A 15,625-nucleotide genomic window follows, 5' to 3' on the forward strand; every position below is an offset into this window, starting at 1 on the left:
TCAAACATTTTCTCACATCTCTTGGTGTGAGAATTTCTCTATAAGGGGCCTTAGCTCAGCTGGGAGAGCGCCTGCTTTGCACGCAGGAGGTCAGCGGTTCGATCCCGCTAGGCTCCACCAAATTATTTTTATCCGTGTAAGAAGCGGAAAAAAAATAACCATACATACGACATGATTAGGCCTCGAATCTTTTAGGAGATTACAGGCTTTTTTATTTTGCTCTTTTTCGTAAAGTTCTTCAGTTTTTACCGGAAATCTTCATTCAAAACCCTTTTATCGGATCCATTGTCAATCAAAACAGTAGAAATCCTCATAATGCATTTCCTTTTAGACCATTCTCCAATAGAATATTTTTCATTCCTGATCGTTTATTTTCAAATCATTATAGCAACTCAGCTGAACTGAAGCATCGAACACGCCGACATCTTCATATTCTTACACCAAGGCACTTATAATCTTCTGCACACGCATATATATGCACAATCTTGTCCAGTTGAGTCATCCAACCATCTAGGGATACAATAAGGGTAGAACTTAAATTTTGAATTGGGGGAATTTTTGATGAAGAAGAACATTTCAATCATTGGAGTACCGATGGATTTAGGACAAATGCGCAGGGGTGTGGACATGGGACCAAGCGCGATCCGCTATGCTGGTATCGTGGAACGTCTTGAGAACCTTGGGTATGATATCAAGGACCTCGGTGATATCGAAATTGGCCAGGCAGAGCGTGTACATAATAACCCTGATACAAATCTACGTAATTTGAAAGCGGTTGCTGAAGCGAGTGAAACCCTTGCTGACAAAGTGAACGGCGTCATAAGTAGCGGGGACTTCCCTTTGATCTTTGGTGGCGATCATAGTATTGCGATTGGTACACTTGCCGGTGTTTCTCCTCATTATGAGAACCTGGGAGTTATTTGGTATGACGCTCATGGTGATCTGAATACGGGAGATACGTCACCTTCAGGCAATATCCACGGTATGCCACTTGCAGTGAGCCTGGGTATCGGCCATGAAGATTTGACAAGTATCGGTCAAAGCTCACCTAAGATTAAGCCTGAGAACATCGTCATCATTGGGGCGCGTTCATTAGATGAAGGTGAAAGAGAGTTAATTAAGGAAAAAGGGATTAAAGTGTACACGATGCACGAAATTGACCGCCTTGGCATGACGAAGGTTATGGAAGAGTCCATAGACTACTTGAAGGGCAGAACAGACGGAGTTCATTTGTCACTTGATCTGGACGGTTTAGATCCAAGCGACGCTCCTGGTGTAGGAACCCCGGTTCTTGGAGGTATCAGTTACCGTGAGAGTCATCTGGCGATGGAGATGCTTGAGGAGTCAGGATTGATTACATCAGCTGAATTTGTTGAGGTTAACCCTATCCTGGATGAGAAAAATAAAACAGCTACCGTTGCTGTAGCGTTAATGGGCTCGCTGTTTGGAGAGAAATTACTATAATCTGATCTATTAATTAAAAAAGAAGGCTGGAACCAAACGAGGTTTCCAGCCTTTATCTATTGTGTTCAATGGTGCTTGACCACTTGATATTGATTTAACAATTCGTCAAGACGAGTGCTTAAATCCACTACTTGTTCATCGGCAAAGGAAGACTTTAATGCCAGTTCGACCATCTGGCGACGACAGTCTTCAATTTGAAATAATAGATCATGCATTCTACCCCTCATTTAATAAATCCTCCCGCAATAGAAATAATTAGTTCCTTTATACCCCTTTTCTAATAAATGTAAACACATTTCCCTGAAAATTTGTTAGGATAATAATATAAAAAAATTGAAACCTTCTGATAGGGTATTACGTATATAAATATAGCCGCATAGAGCGGAGGTTGTGAAATGGAAGCGTTAGTGAAAAAACGGATAAAACAAGTATTAAAAGGCGATCAAAACGCCTTTGCTGAATTAGTCGAACTTTATAAAGATAAGGTGTTTCAAATATGTTATCGTATGCTTGGAAATCGTCATGAGGCAGAAGACATTGCGCAAGAGGCGTTTATCAGGGCATATGTGAATATCGAGACCTTTAATCAAAAGAGAAAGTTTTCGACCTGGCTATTCCGGATAGCGACGAACCTGTGTATTGACCGGATACGGAAGAAGAAACCGGATTATTTTCTCGATGCAGAGGTGGCAGGGACGGAAGGCTTGACGATGTACTCACAAGTGGCTGCTGATGTTCAGCTCCCGGAGGATGAAGTGGAGAATATGGAGTTGCAGGAGACCATCCAAACAGAAATCTCGAAGTTACCCGAGAAGTATCGGTCGGTCATTGTTTTAAAATACATTGAAGAGCTCCCACTTCAAGAAATCAGCGAAATATTGGATTTACCACTGGGAACGGTCAAAACGAGGGTACATAGAGGGCGTGAAGCTCTCAGAAAACAATTACGATCACTGTAGAGAGGGTGAGTGAACATGAAGCCTTGTCCTGAAGAAATCATCGAGTATATGCACGATTATTTAGATGGAGATTTAAACCGTGAAAAAGAGGAAGAACTGAAACATCATTTGCAGGAATGCACTGAGTGTCAGCACCACTTCCATGAGCTGAAAAAAGCGATTGCGTTTGTACAGAGCACCTCCCACATCAGTGCTCCTGCAGACTTTACAGATAACGTCATGGCGGGACTGCCGAAAGAAAAGAAAAAAGTGGGAGTACAGAGATGGTTCCGTCATCATCCGCTTCTTACCGCAGCTGCCCTATTCCTATTCTTTATGACCGGAAGTTTTCTCACATCATGGAATGATGACCAAGATTTTTCTTTTACGAAAAACGCTCAATTAGTTGTGAAAGATCATACTGTTGTCGTACCTGAAGGTGAAGTCGTCAAAGGGGATCTGACCGTCCGAAATGGCGATGTGAAGATTGAAGGAAAAGTAGCTGGAAATGTCACGGTCATCAACGGAAAGGTCACAGGTATCGACGGAAAGCAATATTTGGCTTCTGCGGGTAGTGTGACTGGAGACATACATGAAATCGATGAAGCGTTCGAGTGGCTTTGGTACCAGATTAAAAAAGGGGCTAAAGACACGTTGGATTGGGGAAATTCGCAACTTGAAGAAAAGTAGGATAAAATAGAGGGGATGGAATGTAAGGTCCGTCCCTAAAGGGCTGACACTTATGATTTTCGTGTCAGTTTTTTTATGTAAAAACGTGAGTTCATGAATAGAAAAGAAAGAATCATGAAGCCGTGGGTGTCTTTCATTTGATGGTGCTGAATTGTGCTATAATAGGAACGTTACGAAAATGGAGAAGCCACACATGGCGGCTTACGCTTTCGATTAAGCTATTGGAGGATGTAATATGCCGTTTATCGATATTTTTTCGGATTACTCCGCGCTGGATTATGTCTCTGATATTGTAGATATACTCGTTGTATGGTTTGTAATCTATAAACTGATCATGCTGATAAAAGGAACGAAAGCAGTACAACTATTAAAAGGTATTTTTGTCATCATCATCGTAAGAGGCCTGAGTAGCATCTTCGGTCTTGACACCCTGGGGTGGATGATGGAACAAGCCCTCACTTGGGGGTTCCTCGCCATCATCATCATCTTCCAGCCTGAACTGAGGAGAGCTCTTGAACAGCTCGGCCGGGGCCGTTTGTTCTCAAGGACGGGCTTGCAGGAGGAAGAAGAGCAGGAACAGATGATTGAATCCATGACGAAAGCCGTAAGTTATATGGCGAAACGTCGGATTGGTGCTTTACTTACGCTGGAAAGAGAAACCGGGATGAGTGATTATATTGAAACGGGTATACCGCTTAATGCAAAGATCACTTCTCAGCTGCTCATTAATATCTTTATCCCTAATACACCTCTCCATGACGGAGCGGTGATCATCCAGAAGAACCAAATCGCAGCTGCCGCGTGCTATCTACCTCTTTCTGAGAGCCCATTTATTTCTAAGGAACTTGGGACAAGGCATAGAGCTGCACTAGGTGTCAGTGAAGTGACAGATAGTATTACCATCGTTGTGTCAGAAGAAACGGGAGCTATCTCCATCACAAAGAATGGAGAGTTGCATCGCGACCTCTCTCTGGAGCGCTTCAAGGAAATTCTAACGTTGGAGCTCATTGGCGATAAGACGAACGCTTCCTCGACGAAATGGAGTTTTAGGGGGAAGAAAGAAAATGGATAAATTCATGGAAAGCCGTTGGTTTATGCGGATTGTTGGACTATTGTTAGCCTTCATTCTCTACCTTTCTGTCAACTTTGACGATATCCAGAAAACAGCTAACAACAATGGCGGTAGCTCTCAGAATGCCATTGAAACAATCCAGGATGTCCCGCTAGAAGTATTCTATGATAGTGAGAATCTGGAAGTGTCAGGGCTGCCAGATACGGTGAATGTGACCGTGGAAGGGCCAAAAGCGGTTGTGCAGCAAGCGAAAACAGTGAAAGATTTTCAAGTATATGTGGATTTGAATGATATTGAAATTGGTGAACATCAGGTGGAAATCCAGATTCAAAACATTTCAGATAAGCTGGAAGTGAAGCTTGATCCTCAATTCGCGAATATTTCTGTTCAGGAAAAGGTCACAGAAGAGTTTACGATTGAACCCCAATTCAATGAGAGCATTCTATCGAATGGCTATGAGGCAGAGGGCCTTGCCGTGGATCCGAAAACCGTGAAAGTGACGGGTTCTAAGGATGAAGTAGAACGGATTGCCTATGTCATTGCGACTCTTGATGTCGATGAAGAAATCAATGAAAATGTGACTGGGGAAGCCCGGGTTCAGGTCCTTGACCGAGAATACAACAAATTGGATGTATTAGTAGATCCGGAAGTGGTGGATGTGACCGTTTCGGTTGTAAACCCGAGTAAAAGCGTCCCCGTAACGATTAAACAACAAGGAAGCCTCCCTGAGGGAACTACCCTGGAGTCCATATCGGTTGAGCCTAAAGAGGCCACGATCTTTGGAAGACAAGACGTTTTGGACACAGTAGAAGAACTGCTGGCAGAAGTCGACCTTTCCAAAATCAAGAAGGACTCGACGATTACAGTGCCACTTGCCCTTAAGGAAGGATTAAACAAAGTGGCTCCTGAGGAAGTGAAGGTCAAGATTGATGTGACTACGACTGAGGAAAAGAGTTTATCAGGAATTGAAATCAAACCTGAGGGGTTGGCTGACGAGTATGAATACACCATCACGACACCTGAGAATGGGCTAGTAGATGTTGCACTGAAAGGTCAGAACGGGGAAGTGAGTAAAGTGAAGAAAGAAGACTTCTCCCTTGCCCTCGATCTTTCGGGGCTTGAGCCAGGTGAACATGAAGTGGAAATACAAGCAGAAGGTCCAGAGAACGTCGAATGGACCCTTTCACAGAAAACGGTAAAAGTAGAAATCAAAGAAAAGAACACATCAGCATAAGAGCTGTAAAAAGGAGAGAATGACGATGGGTAAGTATTTTGGAACGGATGGAGTAAGAGGTGTAGCGAATACGGAATTGACACCGGAATTAGCCTTTAAGCTTGGACGATTTGGTGGGTATGTTCTGACGAAGGATGCTACACGTCCCAAAATATTGATTGGACGGGATACTCGAATTTCGGGGCATATGCTGGAAGGTGCACTTGTAGCTGGACTTCTTTCCATTGGTGCGGAAGTGATGCGTTTAGGGGTGATTTCAACTCCGGGTGTTGCATACTTAACAAAGGCATTGGGAGCCCAGGCAGGAGTCATGATTTCTGCATCCCATAACCCTGTGGGAGATAACGGGATTAAATTCTTTGGACCGGATGGTTTCAAGCTGTCAGACGATCAGGAAAGTGAGATTGAAGACCTGTTGGATCAAACCGTTGACGGTCTTCCTCGTCCGACCGGCGCTGACCTTGGTCAGGTAAGTGATTATTTCGAAGGCGGTCAAAAATATATCCAGTACTTGAAACAATCGGTTGACGAAGATTTCGACGGATTACATATTGCATTGGATTGCGCACATGGTGCTACTTCCGCTCTTGCCACTCACCTGTTTGCAGATCTTGATGCCGATATTTCCACGATGGGAGCATCTCCGAATGGATTGAACATCAATGAAGGAGTCGGTTCCACTCACCCTGAAGCATTGGCTGAAATGGTGAAGGAAAAAGGTGCCGATCTCGGTCTTGCCTTTGACGGGGATGGGGACCGGATCATTGCCATTGATGAACATGGCCAGATCGTAGATGGAGATCAAATCATGTACATTTGTGGTAAATATCTGAAATCACAGGGTCAATTGAAACAATCTACAGTTGTATCTACTGTGATGAGTAATCTAGGTTTCCATAAAGGTCTTGAGGAGAATGGCATCCAAAGCATCCAGACTGCCGTTGGGGACCGTTACGTTGTAGAAGAAATGAAGAAGCAAGGATATACCCTCGGCGGAGAGCAGTCAGGGCATATCATCTTCCTTGATTACAATACAACGGGTGACGGCCTGTTGACAGGTATCCAGCTTGTAAACATCATGAAGGTAACCGGTAAATCCTTATCGGAGCTTGCAGGAGAAATGCAGAAATTCCCTCAGAAGCTCGTGAATGTGCGTGTGACAGACAAGCATCATGTAACGGATAACGAAACAGTTAAAAACGTGATTCAAAAAGTAGAAGCCGAAATGAACGGTAACGGACGGATCCTAGTCCGTCCATCAGGAACGGAGCCACTTGTCCGTGTCATGGCTGAAGCACCTACAGAAGAGCTGTGTGAGAGATATGTAAATGAAATTGTACAAGTTGTCGACCAGGAAATGGGTCTGAACGAATAGTTGATTTTTCATGCGCAAGGGGTCATTTCGTGCCTCTTGTGCATATTTAATGAGTAGAGTCATTTTACATGAAGGTTTAGACCCTATCTGTGTCGGGAACATGACAAAGTGATAACAACTCCTTATCGTTGTCAGATTTTTATTGACGAAGGGAAACCCGCTGGTGTATGATGATTTTGTTTTCATTTTTCAAATAAAATGGGAATGTGAGTCAAGAAGAAAGGTGGATAGTGGGTAACAGATTTAACTAAAGCGCCAGGGCTGAGCGATGGATACGACAAAGGATCGTTCAGTTGACGAGGTGGAGGTTTATCGAGCATTCGGCGGATGCCTCCCGGTTTGCAACGTCACCGAACCGAAAGTTTCTTCCTTAAATCGTTAAGGCAACTTAATGGACAAAGGGAAGAAAACAGTGACGAACGTAAATACTAATGACAAACAGAGATAAGGGGGCAAGTTGTCCCCAAAAGAGTTCTTGCCCCCTTGCATGTTCAGGGAGGATATATTAATTATGTGTGGAATTGTTGGATATATTGGAAATTCAGATACAAAGGAAATTCTTTTAAAAGGTCTTGAGAAGCTTGAGTACCGCGGTTATGATTCTGCAGGAATCGCCGTTCAAAACGAAGAAGGCATCCATGTGTTCAAGGAGAAAGGCCGTATTGCAGACCTTCGCGGCATCGTTGATGAGAGCGTATTAAGCAACACTGGAATCGGACACACACGCTGGGCTACCCACGGTGTACCAAGCAAGGTGAATGCCCACCCTCATCAAAGTAATTCAGGCCGCTTCACAATCGTTCATAACGGAGTAATCGAAAACTACTCTCAGCTTAAACGTGAATATTTAACAGACGTAACGTTCAAGAGTGACACGGATACTGAAGTTATCGTTCAGCTGATCGAAAAGATTGTAGATGAAGGAAACACAGTAGAAGAAGCTTTCCGTCAAACGTTAATGCTGCTTAAAGGTTCTTATGCCATTGCCCTTTTAGATTCCGAGAATGATGAAACGATCTATGTAGCGAAAAACAAAAGTCCACTGCTTGTCGGTCTTGGAGAAGACTTCAACGTTGTAGCAAGTGATGCTATGGCGATGATTCAAGTAACGGATCAATATGTTGAGCTGATGGACAAAGAAATGGTCATCGTAACGAAGGAAAAGGTCGAAATCCAAAACCTCATCGGTGAAGTAATGGAACGTGCTCCTTACACGGCTGAAATCGATGCCAGTGATATCGAAAAAGGAACATACCCTCACTACATGCTGAAAGAAATTGATGAGCAGCCATTAGTGATGCGTAAAATCATTCAAGCTTACCAAAATGAGAACAATGAGCTTCACATCGATGAGCCGATCGTCGGAGCGATGAAGGAAGCGGATCGTGTTTACATCATTGCATGTGGAACGAGCTACCACGCTGGTCTTGTTGGAAAGCAATTCATCGAGAAGAGTGCAGGGATCCCTGTAGAAGTTCATGTAGCTAGTGAATTCAGCTACAATATGCCTCTACTTTCTAAGAAACCATTGTTCATCTTCATCTCTCAAAGTGGTGAAACGGCAGATAGCCGTGCCGTACTCGTTCAAATCAAAGAACTTGGACATAAATCATTAACGATCACAAACGTAGCGGGTTCTACCCTTTCACGTGAAGCGGATTACACGTTGCTCCTTCATGCAGGACCTGAAATCGCTGTAGCTTCAACGAAAGCGTACACGGCTCAGCTTGCGGTTCTTGCAATCCTTGCTCACGTTGCCGGTCAGGCATGTGGAACCAACCAGGACTTTGATCTTGTTCAAGAGCTTGGTATCGTAGCTACTGCAATGGAAGCACTTTGTGATACGAAAGAAGAGTTTGAAGATATCGCACGCGAATATCTGTCAACGACTCGCAACTGTTTCTTCATCGGCCGTTCACTCGACTTCTATGTAGGTCTTGAGGGAGCATTGAAATTGAAAGAAATCTCTTACATCCAGGCAGAAGGATTTGCCGGAGGAGAGCTTAAACACGGTACGATCGCCCTTATCGAAGAAGGAACACCGATCGTTGCCCTTGCAACACAGGAAGAAGTAAACCTTGGAATCAGAGGGAATGTGAAAGAGGTAGTCGCTCGTGGAGCCAACCCTTGTATCATTTCCATGAAAGGTTTAGAAGACGAAGAAGATCGCTTCGTCATCCCGGAGGTTAACCCATTGTTATCACCTCTTATCTCTGTCATCCCATTACAATTAATTTCTTACTACGCTGCCCTGCACCGCGATTGTGATGTAGATAAGCCGCGTAACTTAGCGAAATCTGTTACGGTTGAGTAAGGATTAAATAGAAAAGAAACCCGGTCAGTCCATGAGGCTGACCGGGTTTTTTTATTCCTGATCTGAAAGTAACACCCGATGATCCCTGAAGAACGGCATTAAATCCCTGCCCGTAGATTTTTCCATGGAAGCGATAAAATCCCGGGTGGTGGAAATACCGAATTTCTGCTGCTTGAAATAGGTCTGCATGGCGGAATAAAATGCCTCGTCCCCGAGCAATTCCCTTAAGTCATTGATGGTGCTTGATCCGTAATTGTAGATCATATAATAATAGGCACCGATGCCCCCTTCATCTGCTCTTGCAGTGAAATCGGAAATTTGGCTTGAGAGGTGATAGTACGTTTCTTCGGTAGGTTCAACTTGAAGTGAATCGAGTTCCCCATCATATAAAGCGGCAGCGAAACTGGCAAACGATTCGTCCAGCCACGGCTCATCATATTCGTTATTCCCGATGATGCCGTAGAACCATTGGTGCCCTATCTCATGGGCGTTGACCGATTTTGCCCAATCAAGTGGACGGTCACCTGCAAGACTGATCATGACAAGCTGTGGATACTCCATACCTCCGAACCAGCCTTCCATCGTCACGATATCGAGCTCGGGCCAAGGGTACTTGCCGAATTTCTCACTAAAGAGCCTGATGCTGTCCTCGCCGGATTCGAGGAGAGCGGCAGCATATTTGGAATGCTCTTCAGAATAATAAACATTCACTTTAATATTATTGACTTCAGTAGAGAGCATACGGTAATTCGGATTCATTTCCAGGGCAAAATCACGGACGTCCTTGGCTTTATAGCGGTGGGTGGCTTTATCGCCTGAAATCTTTGGTTGGCCGACCTCTTCCCCAGTAGCCGCAATCACCTGATTTTTGTCGGTTGTAACGGTTACGTCAAACTTCCCTGATAAAGAGTAGAAGGATTCACCATAGGGATAATAAGGATCCACATTCCACCCTTCATCATCGTAAACGGCCAGGATCGGGAACCAGTTTCCCATGGAAACCGTGTCACCGTACCAGCCGAATCGATCCTGTTGTTCCGGCAGGCTTACTTCGAAATGCATGCTGACCGTTGCTTTTTTATTTTTACTTAACGAAAGGTCCTTGATATGTAACACAGTAGCATTCACTTCAGATGTTGCCTCTTTACCGTTCACTATAACATCGGATACTTCCATTCCGCCGCCGTTCTCTTTAAAGACATCGGCATTTCCCCATAAATTAAAGTATAATTCGCTTAAGTTGTTTTTAATATTATTCTTAAACGTTACTTCCAGGGTGCCTTCAGCTTTATGAGTGGTAGAGTTGTAGTCTACATCGATGGTATAGGAAGGGGCAGCTGGTCCAAGAGCATGCTCGTTCTTCTTCTTGCCATTCATGGAAAATGGCTTATCGTGAAGCTTAGATAGGTCAGGCGTTACGGATGGGACATAAGCCCCTTCCGGATTCTGTTTCAACATATCATTTTCATTTGCGGATGCAGGTAAAGCAACCCCGGCTGCACATAGAAGTGCGATGGCTCCCATTGATATTCGCTTTGTGAAACGCTTAATATTCATTCTGAACCCTCCTTAAGTTGAACAATCCACTGTAACAATTTCTGGGATTATCCTTATGTTTACTGGATTCTGTAAAGGAGAGCGTCTTCCCTTGATACTATTTTCTCAATTTATGGAAATGTTTCAGTGGTTTAAATTGGTTGGGTATGTATATGTGCCTAGAAAGAGTTTGTCAAATCAGTTTCCTTTACCCAATCACATAAAACCCTTATAATCATACAAATAGATTCGTTCTCTATGTGCATCGGCGAATAAAGGTAACCTGCTGCTCCCTGCAGTCCAGGTTACTTTTTTATTGGAAAGGGTACGATAAAAGAGAATGAAATACGGTGCGAAGATAAGGGTTTGATAAGACATGAAACATTTACATAGACAGCATATATGGCTCGGGAGGATCCTTGCGTCCGATCCCGGCAGAAAAAGATTTCAGCAGGCAGGAAAAGCAACGATCAGTTTAATATCGGCTGTGTTTGCGATGCTTTTTATATTGAAGCAATTCAATCATCCATCCATCACTCCGGCGATTGTTTCCGGGATGGTAGGGATGCTGGGCATATTTGTCGTCATGGATGACACGACGGGCAAAAAGAAGGTAACGACCCCTTTGGTTGGTGTCGCAGTTGCAATCGGGATTACACTGGGTTCCGCTTTTGCTCATTACAGTCTTGTGGTGAATGCTTTATTAGTGGGGGCCATATTTAGTGCCTTTTACTTTTCACGTTTCGCCATCCGCTATTTTTCCATGGGGATGGCAGGCTTTATGTCCATTTATATATCATCGATCCTGCAGCTGGACGTGGCGCATCTTGAGTGGTTCTACATCGGAATTATACTGGGGGTTGTGTTTGCTTTCCTTTATAACTTCATCATCTTTAAGGACTCTGTCCATATGTTACGAAGAAGTATGCGTTCATTTCATATCCAATCCAATTTGACGTTTACCATCTTGATGAAGATGATTGAGGACCCTGAGACGAGCAGCAAGCGAAGGAAGCAGTTGGACCGTAACGTGAGAAGGCTGAATGAGTATGCCAGAAGTGTAGCGGGAGATATAAATGAGAATGATTTAAAAAAGCTGTGGCCTGGTATCGAGGCATCACAACTTCGGTTATATGTGTTTGATACAGAAATGCTCATCCAAACGCTCACCGATTCGCTGAAAAAGCTGAAGGACCTGGAAGCACTTGAGGTCATGGAGCTGAGGCGCCTGCTTGTATGGGTCATTCGTTCCCTTCGTGATGCCGAGGTACTGGCCCAGGATTATGATCCCCGTTCCCTTGAAGAGGCAGAAAAGGCAATCCAGGCTCTTCGTCTGGTGTTGTCCGAGGTCTTGAATCAGGAGGAGAAGCCAGAAGGGTGGGTATACCTGCTAAGACGGATTGAATCCATTGCTAATCATGTCCTGGAAGCGGCCATCACCATACAGGAGTCATTGAAAGTCTCTGAATATAGGGAGACGGCTGTGGAGAACGATGGTGAACCGGAAGTAGAGGAGAAAGAAGAAGCGTCTGAAGAGACCAAGAGTTTAAAGCCATCGACGCGTAAAGCGATACAAGCATTGGTAGCGGGAACGCTTGCAATCATTGTCGGGGAGCTTATCGCACCTGCACAGCCGTACTGGGTCCTGTTAACGACCTTTATTATTCAAATTGGAACGGAGTCTGTAGGCAGGACGTATATGAAGGCATTCCAACGATCGATTGGAACGGTGATCGGGGCCATCATTGGATTCGGAGCGGCCAATCTCGTATCCGGAAACTCGCAGCTGGAGGTCTTCCTCCTGTTTGCGGCCCTGTTCTTCGCCTTTTATCTATTCCCAGTTTCGTATACACTGATGAGCTTATTCATTACGATGCTCATCGCATTCATGTATGATCTCCTACTGGGCGGGATCAGCATACAACTGATGGGGGCCCGTGTGATTGACACAATTGCCGGAGCTGTGATCGCCCTGATCGTCTCGGCGTTTGTATTTCCAAAGAAAACAAAAGACAAAGTCGCGGATAGCTTCGACGATTTCTTTGAGGAACTTCAAGGCTATGTATCTTCCTATATAAAAACTTTTTCGATTCCGGAAGATAATGTATTGACGGACCAGGCCTTTGATCTGGATCAGAAGCTCCAAGGAATCAAGGATGAGGCACAATCCCTCCTTCAAAGACCGGGTGCCATGACAAGGTCAGGGGTAGGACGCTGGATCACGGTAGCAACGGCCATCAATTATTACGCAAAGCATCTGCTCGCCTCATCCCATCGAAAGGTTCCGGCAAAGGTTTCAGAGGAGCTCGACAGCGCATTCATGGTAACGGGAGAGAAAATGTCCCATAACATCGAAACGCTTCGTCAGTTGTTAAAAGAAAAGGAAAGTTCGCCTGTCATGTGGGATTTAAGCGCCGAAAGGCAACGAATAGAGACCCATGCCCCAAGCTGGCGTAAATCCCAAGTTGACCTCATACATCATCTTTACTATGTATGGAGAATCAACCAGTCGATTGTGGCACTTGGTGAGGAATTAGGGGCAGAGGTGAAAAAAGGGTGAAGCGGATTCCGCTTTACCCTTTTTTACTTAATAGATATCTACATTCCCACTGGATACAGAAACATTAATGTTATATTGGCCGGAGCCTGAAACTCCTGAAATATCGCCGTCTTCTATTTTCTGATCCTTTAAAGGAAGGTTGCAGGAAATGTCACCACTGCTTGCATTTCCATTCAGTTTAAAGCTCGCGTCATCGGGTAAATCAAGATTCACACCACCGGAGCTGACATCGAAATTCACGTCTCCCTTTAAGGAGTCCATGGAGACCGATAATTCTCCCGAGGATAAGTCACCTTCGAGTGGACCTTCATAATTCGATAATTCTACATCTCCTGAGCTGATTTCCACCTTACCGTCCTTTGTAGAGAGACCATTGACGACCAAATCACCTGACGAACCATCATGCTCGAACACATTCGTCTCTAGATTGTTCAGTTCCATGTTTCCCGATCCCATTTCAACGGATAGTTCATCAAGCTTCCATTTCGCTTTATCTGATTCTCCGGTCATGACCAGGTTACCGGACCCTATTTCGATTTCCATGCTTTGGTCATATTTCTTGGGAACATAAACCGTTACGTTCGATTTTTGGTTGAAACCAATCCATTCATACCATTTGTGTTTAACGTTTACTTGAATGGTGTTTCCCTTCTGATCCAATGTCATCGTTCCTTTTCCGTCGATCTCCACCTTTACCTCGTTCTTATCTGCAGGTAATATCTCTGTGTCGCTGCTTTCTAAGTCAAGGTCGATATGCTTCGTCTTGTTGGTTACTTCGATCCGGTCTCCAGACTGGCTTTCCTTTGCAAACAAGGATGTATTGTCACTCAAAATCACATAGAGCGTTCCGAGTGCAAGGAGCGCAATGATCACGGCAAATGCATTTTTCATTCCCTATCCCTCACTTTGGCTTGTTTTTCCATTTTATAATGTTAGTTTAATCTAGTCTGAAGTTCACCACAATGAGCCATAAGATTATTTTTGAATCAGACCTGAGGCTTAGAAAGGAAAAGGATGACGTGAAAAAAGTTCTTGGGAAGAGTGGATATCCCTTATAATGTAAAGACAGAATGAACAATAGGAGAGAGGGAATCAAGGTGACGATCGAAATTGGTGTAGCTACCGACATTGAAGTAGAGGAAATATTCGAAATGGCAGGGTTGAATCGGGAAGAGGCAACGGGAGTTCCATATGAGAAGCATAAAGAAGAAATGCAAAAAGCATATCGTCACTCCATCGAACATGGAGCCTACTTTCTCGTAGCCCGTGAGGAGGATGAACTGGCAGGATGGGTTCAGGTGGATAAAAGTGTTGACTGGATTACCATGAAAGGAATTGGTTGGATCAATGATGTGTATGTGAAGAAGTCCTTCCGAGGTAGGGGACATGCAACGAAGCTATTGAAACAGGCCATTGGGGAACTGAAAGACCGGGACTATGATGAAGTAAGATTGAATGTATACATGTTCAATGAACAGGCGATCAAACTGTATGAAAAATTGGGGTTTTCAGATGTATGCAAGTTTATGAAACTGAGCCTGGAGTAGATGAATAAAAAGTGGGACCGGTCATCAATACCGGTCCTTCTCCTTACTTGGCAATAAACATTTGGGTCCAATAAATCCCTTGGCTCGCATCCTTGGCTGTTCCCACGCCAATATGAGTGACTTGTTTATTTAAAATGTTTTTGCGATGACCTGGACTGTCCATCCAAGCGTTCACAACTGATTCAGGTGTTTTCTGACCGACTGCAATGTTCTCAGCTGCAGTTGAATAATCCACGCCAAAGTTCTCCATCATCTCAAACGGTGAACCATACGTTGGGGAGGTATGGGAGAAATAGTCATGCTCCTTCATATCCTCAGACTTCATCTCAGCTACATTCGATAGTTCTCCGTCCATCTTCAACGCACTGAGTCCATTCTTTTTACGTTCTTGGTTGGTTAAATCAATCACTTGCTTAACATACCCGCTTGCATTTGACGATTGAGAATCTTGTTTAGGCTCTTGTGCAGGTGGTTCAGGCTGTCCTGCATTTGGCTCCCCGGCAGGCTGATTAGGTTGAGGCGTACCTTCGTTAGAGAATTCTTCACCGGGATCTAAGTGAGTGAATTCACGCAAATCCCCGTTTGGATCGACAGGAGCAATAAAACGGTGGATGGGGTTTCGATTTTCTTGTAAATCGTTCATTCCCACTCTGTCTTGGTTTCTATAGGAAACTGGATCGTAATTCACGTTCTGTGTATCAGTCAGTGTATCGTTTTTATCGTTGTTATTACAGCCAGTCATCATCATGAACGGGATGACGGCGCAGATGAAGATTCGTTTTTTCATGAGAGTCCTCCAATTTGTAATTGCCTAAGATAAGGCTGATAACAGTTTTTAATATGTACGCCTGCCAGATTCTTTATCCTGTTAAAAATAGGTTTAAACGACGTACAG

Annotated in this window: 13 protein-coding genes and 1 tRNA gene; 10 read left to right on the forward strand and 4 right to left on the reverse strand. The window is 44.2% G+C overall.

From position 1 onward, the window contains the following. Window positions 1–44: 44 nt before the first annotated feature. Both KYJ26_RS05310 and rocF read left to right on the forward strand, forming a co-directional pair. Window positions 45–120: transfer RNA gene (locus KYJ26_RS05310), tRNA-Ala, on the forward strand. Between the two features lie 441 nt (window positions 121–561). Next, window positions 562–1,464 carry an arginase gene (gene rocF, locus KYJ26_RS05315; RefSeq protein WP_219166289.1) on the forward strand — a complete coding sequence of 301 codons (903 nt, stop codon included), beginning with the start codon at window positions 562–564 and terminating at the stop codon, window positions 1,462–1,464. Window positions 1,465–1,529: 65 nt separating this feature from the next. Here the strand turns inward: rocF and KYJ26_RS05320 are convergent, their stop codons facing one another. Continuing rightward, window positions 1,530–1,691: an aspartyl-phosphate phosphatase Spo0E family protein gene (locus tag KYJ26_RS05320; protein WP_219166290.1), complete on the reverse strand. Its 162-nt coding sequence runs from the start codon at window positions 1,689–1,691 to the stop codon at window positions 1,530–1,532. 168 nt (window positions 1,692–1,859) lie between these two features. Here KYJ26_RS05320 and sigW point away from each other — a divergent pair, with 168 nt between their 5' ends. From sigW to glmS, 6 genes are all read left to right on the forward strand, one after another. Continuing rightward, window positions 1,860–2,423: an RNA polymerase sigma factor SigW gene (gene sigW / locus KYJ26_RS05325; RefSeq protein ID WP_219166291.1), complete on the forward strand. Its 564-nt coding sequence runs from the start codon at window positions 1,860–1,862 to the stop codon at window positions 2,421–2,423. A gap of 15 nt (window positions 2,424–2,438) precedes the next feature. Next, window positions 2,439–3,092 carry an anti-sigma factor family protein gene (locus KYJ26_RS05330; protein WP_219166292.1) on the forward strand — a complete coding sequence of 218 codons (654 nt, stop codon included), beginning with the start codon at window positions 2,439–2,441 and terminating at the stop codon, window positions 3,090–3,092. A gap of 235 nt (window positions 3,093–3,327) precedes the next feature. Then, the gene (cdaA, locus tag KYJ26_RS05335) at window positions 3,328–4,164 is read left to right on the forward strand and encodes a diadenylate cyclase CdaA (RefSeq protein ID WP_098351121.1); all 837 of its coding nucleotides are present in this window, start codon (window positions 3,328–3,330) and stop codon (window positions 4,162–4,164) included. Next, window positions 4,157–5,398: a CdaR family protein gene (locus KYJ26_RS05340; protein WP_219166293.1), complete on the forward strand. Its 1,242-nt coding sequence runs from the start codon at window positions 4,157–4,159 to the stop codon at window positions 5,396–5,398. Before cdaA ends, KYJ26_RS05340 begins: the two co-directional genes overlap by 8 nt. A gap of 25 nt (window positions 5,399–5,423) precedes the next feature. Continuing rightward, window positions 5,424–6,773 carry a phosphoglucosamine mutase gene (gene glmM, locus KYJ26_RS05345; RefSeq protein WP_219166294.1) on the forward strand — a complete coding sequence of 450 codons (1,350 nt, stop codon included), beginning with the start codon at window positions 5,424–5,426 and terminating at the stop codon, window positions 6,771–6,773. Window positions 6,774–7,284: 511 nt separating this feature from the next. Continuing rightward, a complete protein-coding gene (gene glmS, locus KYJ26_RS05350) occupies window positions 7,285–9,087 on the forward strand; it encodes a glutamine--fructose-6-phosphate transaminase (isomerizing) (RefSeq protein WP_219166295.1) in 1,803 nt (600 codons plus the stop codon). Window positions 9,088–9,138: 51 nt separating this feature from the next. On the opposite strand, the gene KYJ26_RS05355 is transcribed toward glmS, so the two are convergent. Continuing rightward, complete coding sequence (locus KYJ26_RS05355; protein WP_219166296.1) at window positions 9,139–10,644, reverse strand: M1 family metallopeptidase; 1,506 nt, start codon at window positions 10,642–10,644, stop codon at window positions 9,139–9,141. A gap of 355 nt (window positions 10,645–10,999) precedes the next feature. Between KYJ26_RS05355 and KYJ26_RS05360 the strand changes: the two genes are divergently transcribed. Next, entirely contained in the window at window positions 11,000–13,183 is a 2,184-nt protein-coding gene (locus KYJ26_RS05360) for an FUSC family protein (protein ID WP_219166297.1), read from the forward strand. Between the two features lie 27 nt (window positions 13,184–13,210). Here the strand turns inward: KYJ26_RS05360 and liaG are convergent, their stop codons facing one another. After that, on the reverse strand, window positions 13,211–14,074 hold the full coding sequence (liaG, locus tag KYJ26_RS05365) for a LiaG family protein (RefSeq protein ID WP_219166298.1): 864 nt from the start codon (window positions 14,072–14,074) through the stop codon (window positions 13,211–13,213). Window positions 14,075–14,280: 206 nt separating this feature from the next. On the opposite strand from liaG, the gene KYJ26_RS05370 reads away from it, so the two are divergent. After that, window positions 14,281–14,730: a GNAT family N-acetyltransferase gene (locus KYJ26_RS05370; protein WP_219166299.1), complete on the forward strand. Its 450-nt coding sequence runs from the start codon at window positions 14,281–14,283 to the stop codon at window positions 14,728–14,730. Window positions 14,731–14,773: 43 nt separating this feature from the next. On the opposite strand, the gene KYJ26_RS05375 is transcribed toward KYJ26_RS05370, so the two are convergent. Further along, a complete protein-coding gene (locus tag KYJ26_RS05375; protein ID WP_257474882.1) occupies window positions 14,774–15,517 on the reverse strand; it encodes a CAP domain-containing protein in 744 nt (247 codons plus the stop codon). Window positions 15,518–15,625 lie beyond the last annotated feature (108 nt).

This window comes from Rossellomorea orangium (assembly GCF_019334305.1).
Lineage (GTDB): Bacteria > Bacillota > Bacilli > Bacillales > Bacillaceae_B > Rossellomorea.

What these genes read in the sequence shown, in the direction of transcription:
- rocF (WP_219166289.1), top strand. Translation starts at nt 562, where the DNA reads ATGAAGAAGAACATTTCAATCATTGGAGTACCGATGGATTTAGGACAA.
- KYJ26_RS05320 (WP_219166290.1), bottom strand. Translation starts at nt 1,691, where the DNA reads ATGAGGGGTAGAATGCATGATCTATTATTTCAAATTGAAGACTGTCGT.
- sigW (WP_219166291.1), top strand. Translation starts at nt 1,860, where the DNA reads ATGGAAGCGTTAGTGAAAAAACGGATAAAACAAGTATTAAAAGGCGAT.
- KYJ26_RS05330 (WP_219166292.1), top strand. Translation starts at nt 2,439, where the DNA reads ATGAAGCCTTGTCCTGAAGAAATCATCGAGTATATGCACGATTATTTA.
- cdaA (WP_098351121.1), top strand. Translation starts at nt 3,328, where the DNA reads ATGCCGTTTATCGATATTTTTTCGGATTACTCCGCGCTGGATTATGTC.
- KYJ26_RS05340 (WP_219166293.1), top strand. Translation starts at nt 4,157, where the DNA reads ATGGATAAATTCATGGAAAGCCGTTGGTTTATGCGGATTGTTGGACTA.
- glmM (WP_219166294.1), top strand. Translation starts at nt 5,424, where the DNA reads ATGGGTAAGTATTTTGGAACGGATGGAGTAAGAGGTGTAGCGAATACG.
- glmS (WP_219166295.1), top strand. Translation starts at nt 7,285, where the DNA reads ATGTGTGGAATTGTTGGATATATTGGAAATTCAGATACAAAGGAAATT.
- KYJ26_RS05355 (WP_219166296.1), bottom strand. Translation starts at nt 10,644, where the DNA reads ATGAATATTAAGCGTTTCACAAAGCGAATATCAATGGGAGCCATCGCA.
- KYJ26_RS05360 (WP_219166297.1), top strand. Translation starts at nt 11,000, where the DNA reads ATGAAACATTTACATAGACAGCATATATGGCTCGGGAGGATCCTTGCG.
- liaG (WP_219166298.1), bottom strand. Translation starts at nt 14,074, where the DNA reads ATGAAAAATGCATTTGCCGTGATCATTGCGCTCCTTGCACTCGGAACG.
- KYJ26_RS05375 (WP_257474882.1), bottom strand. Translation starts at nt 15,517, where the DNA reads ATGAAAAAACGAATCTTCATCTGCGCCGTCATCCCGTTCATGATGATG.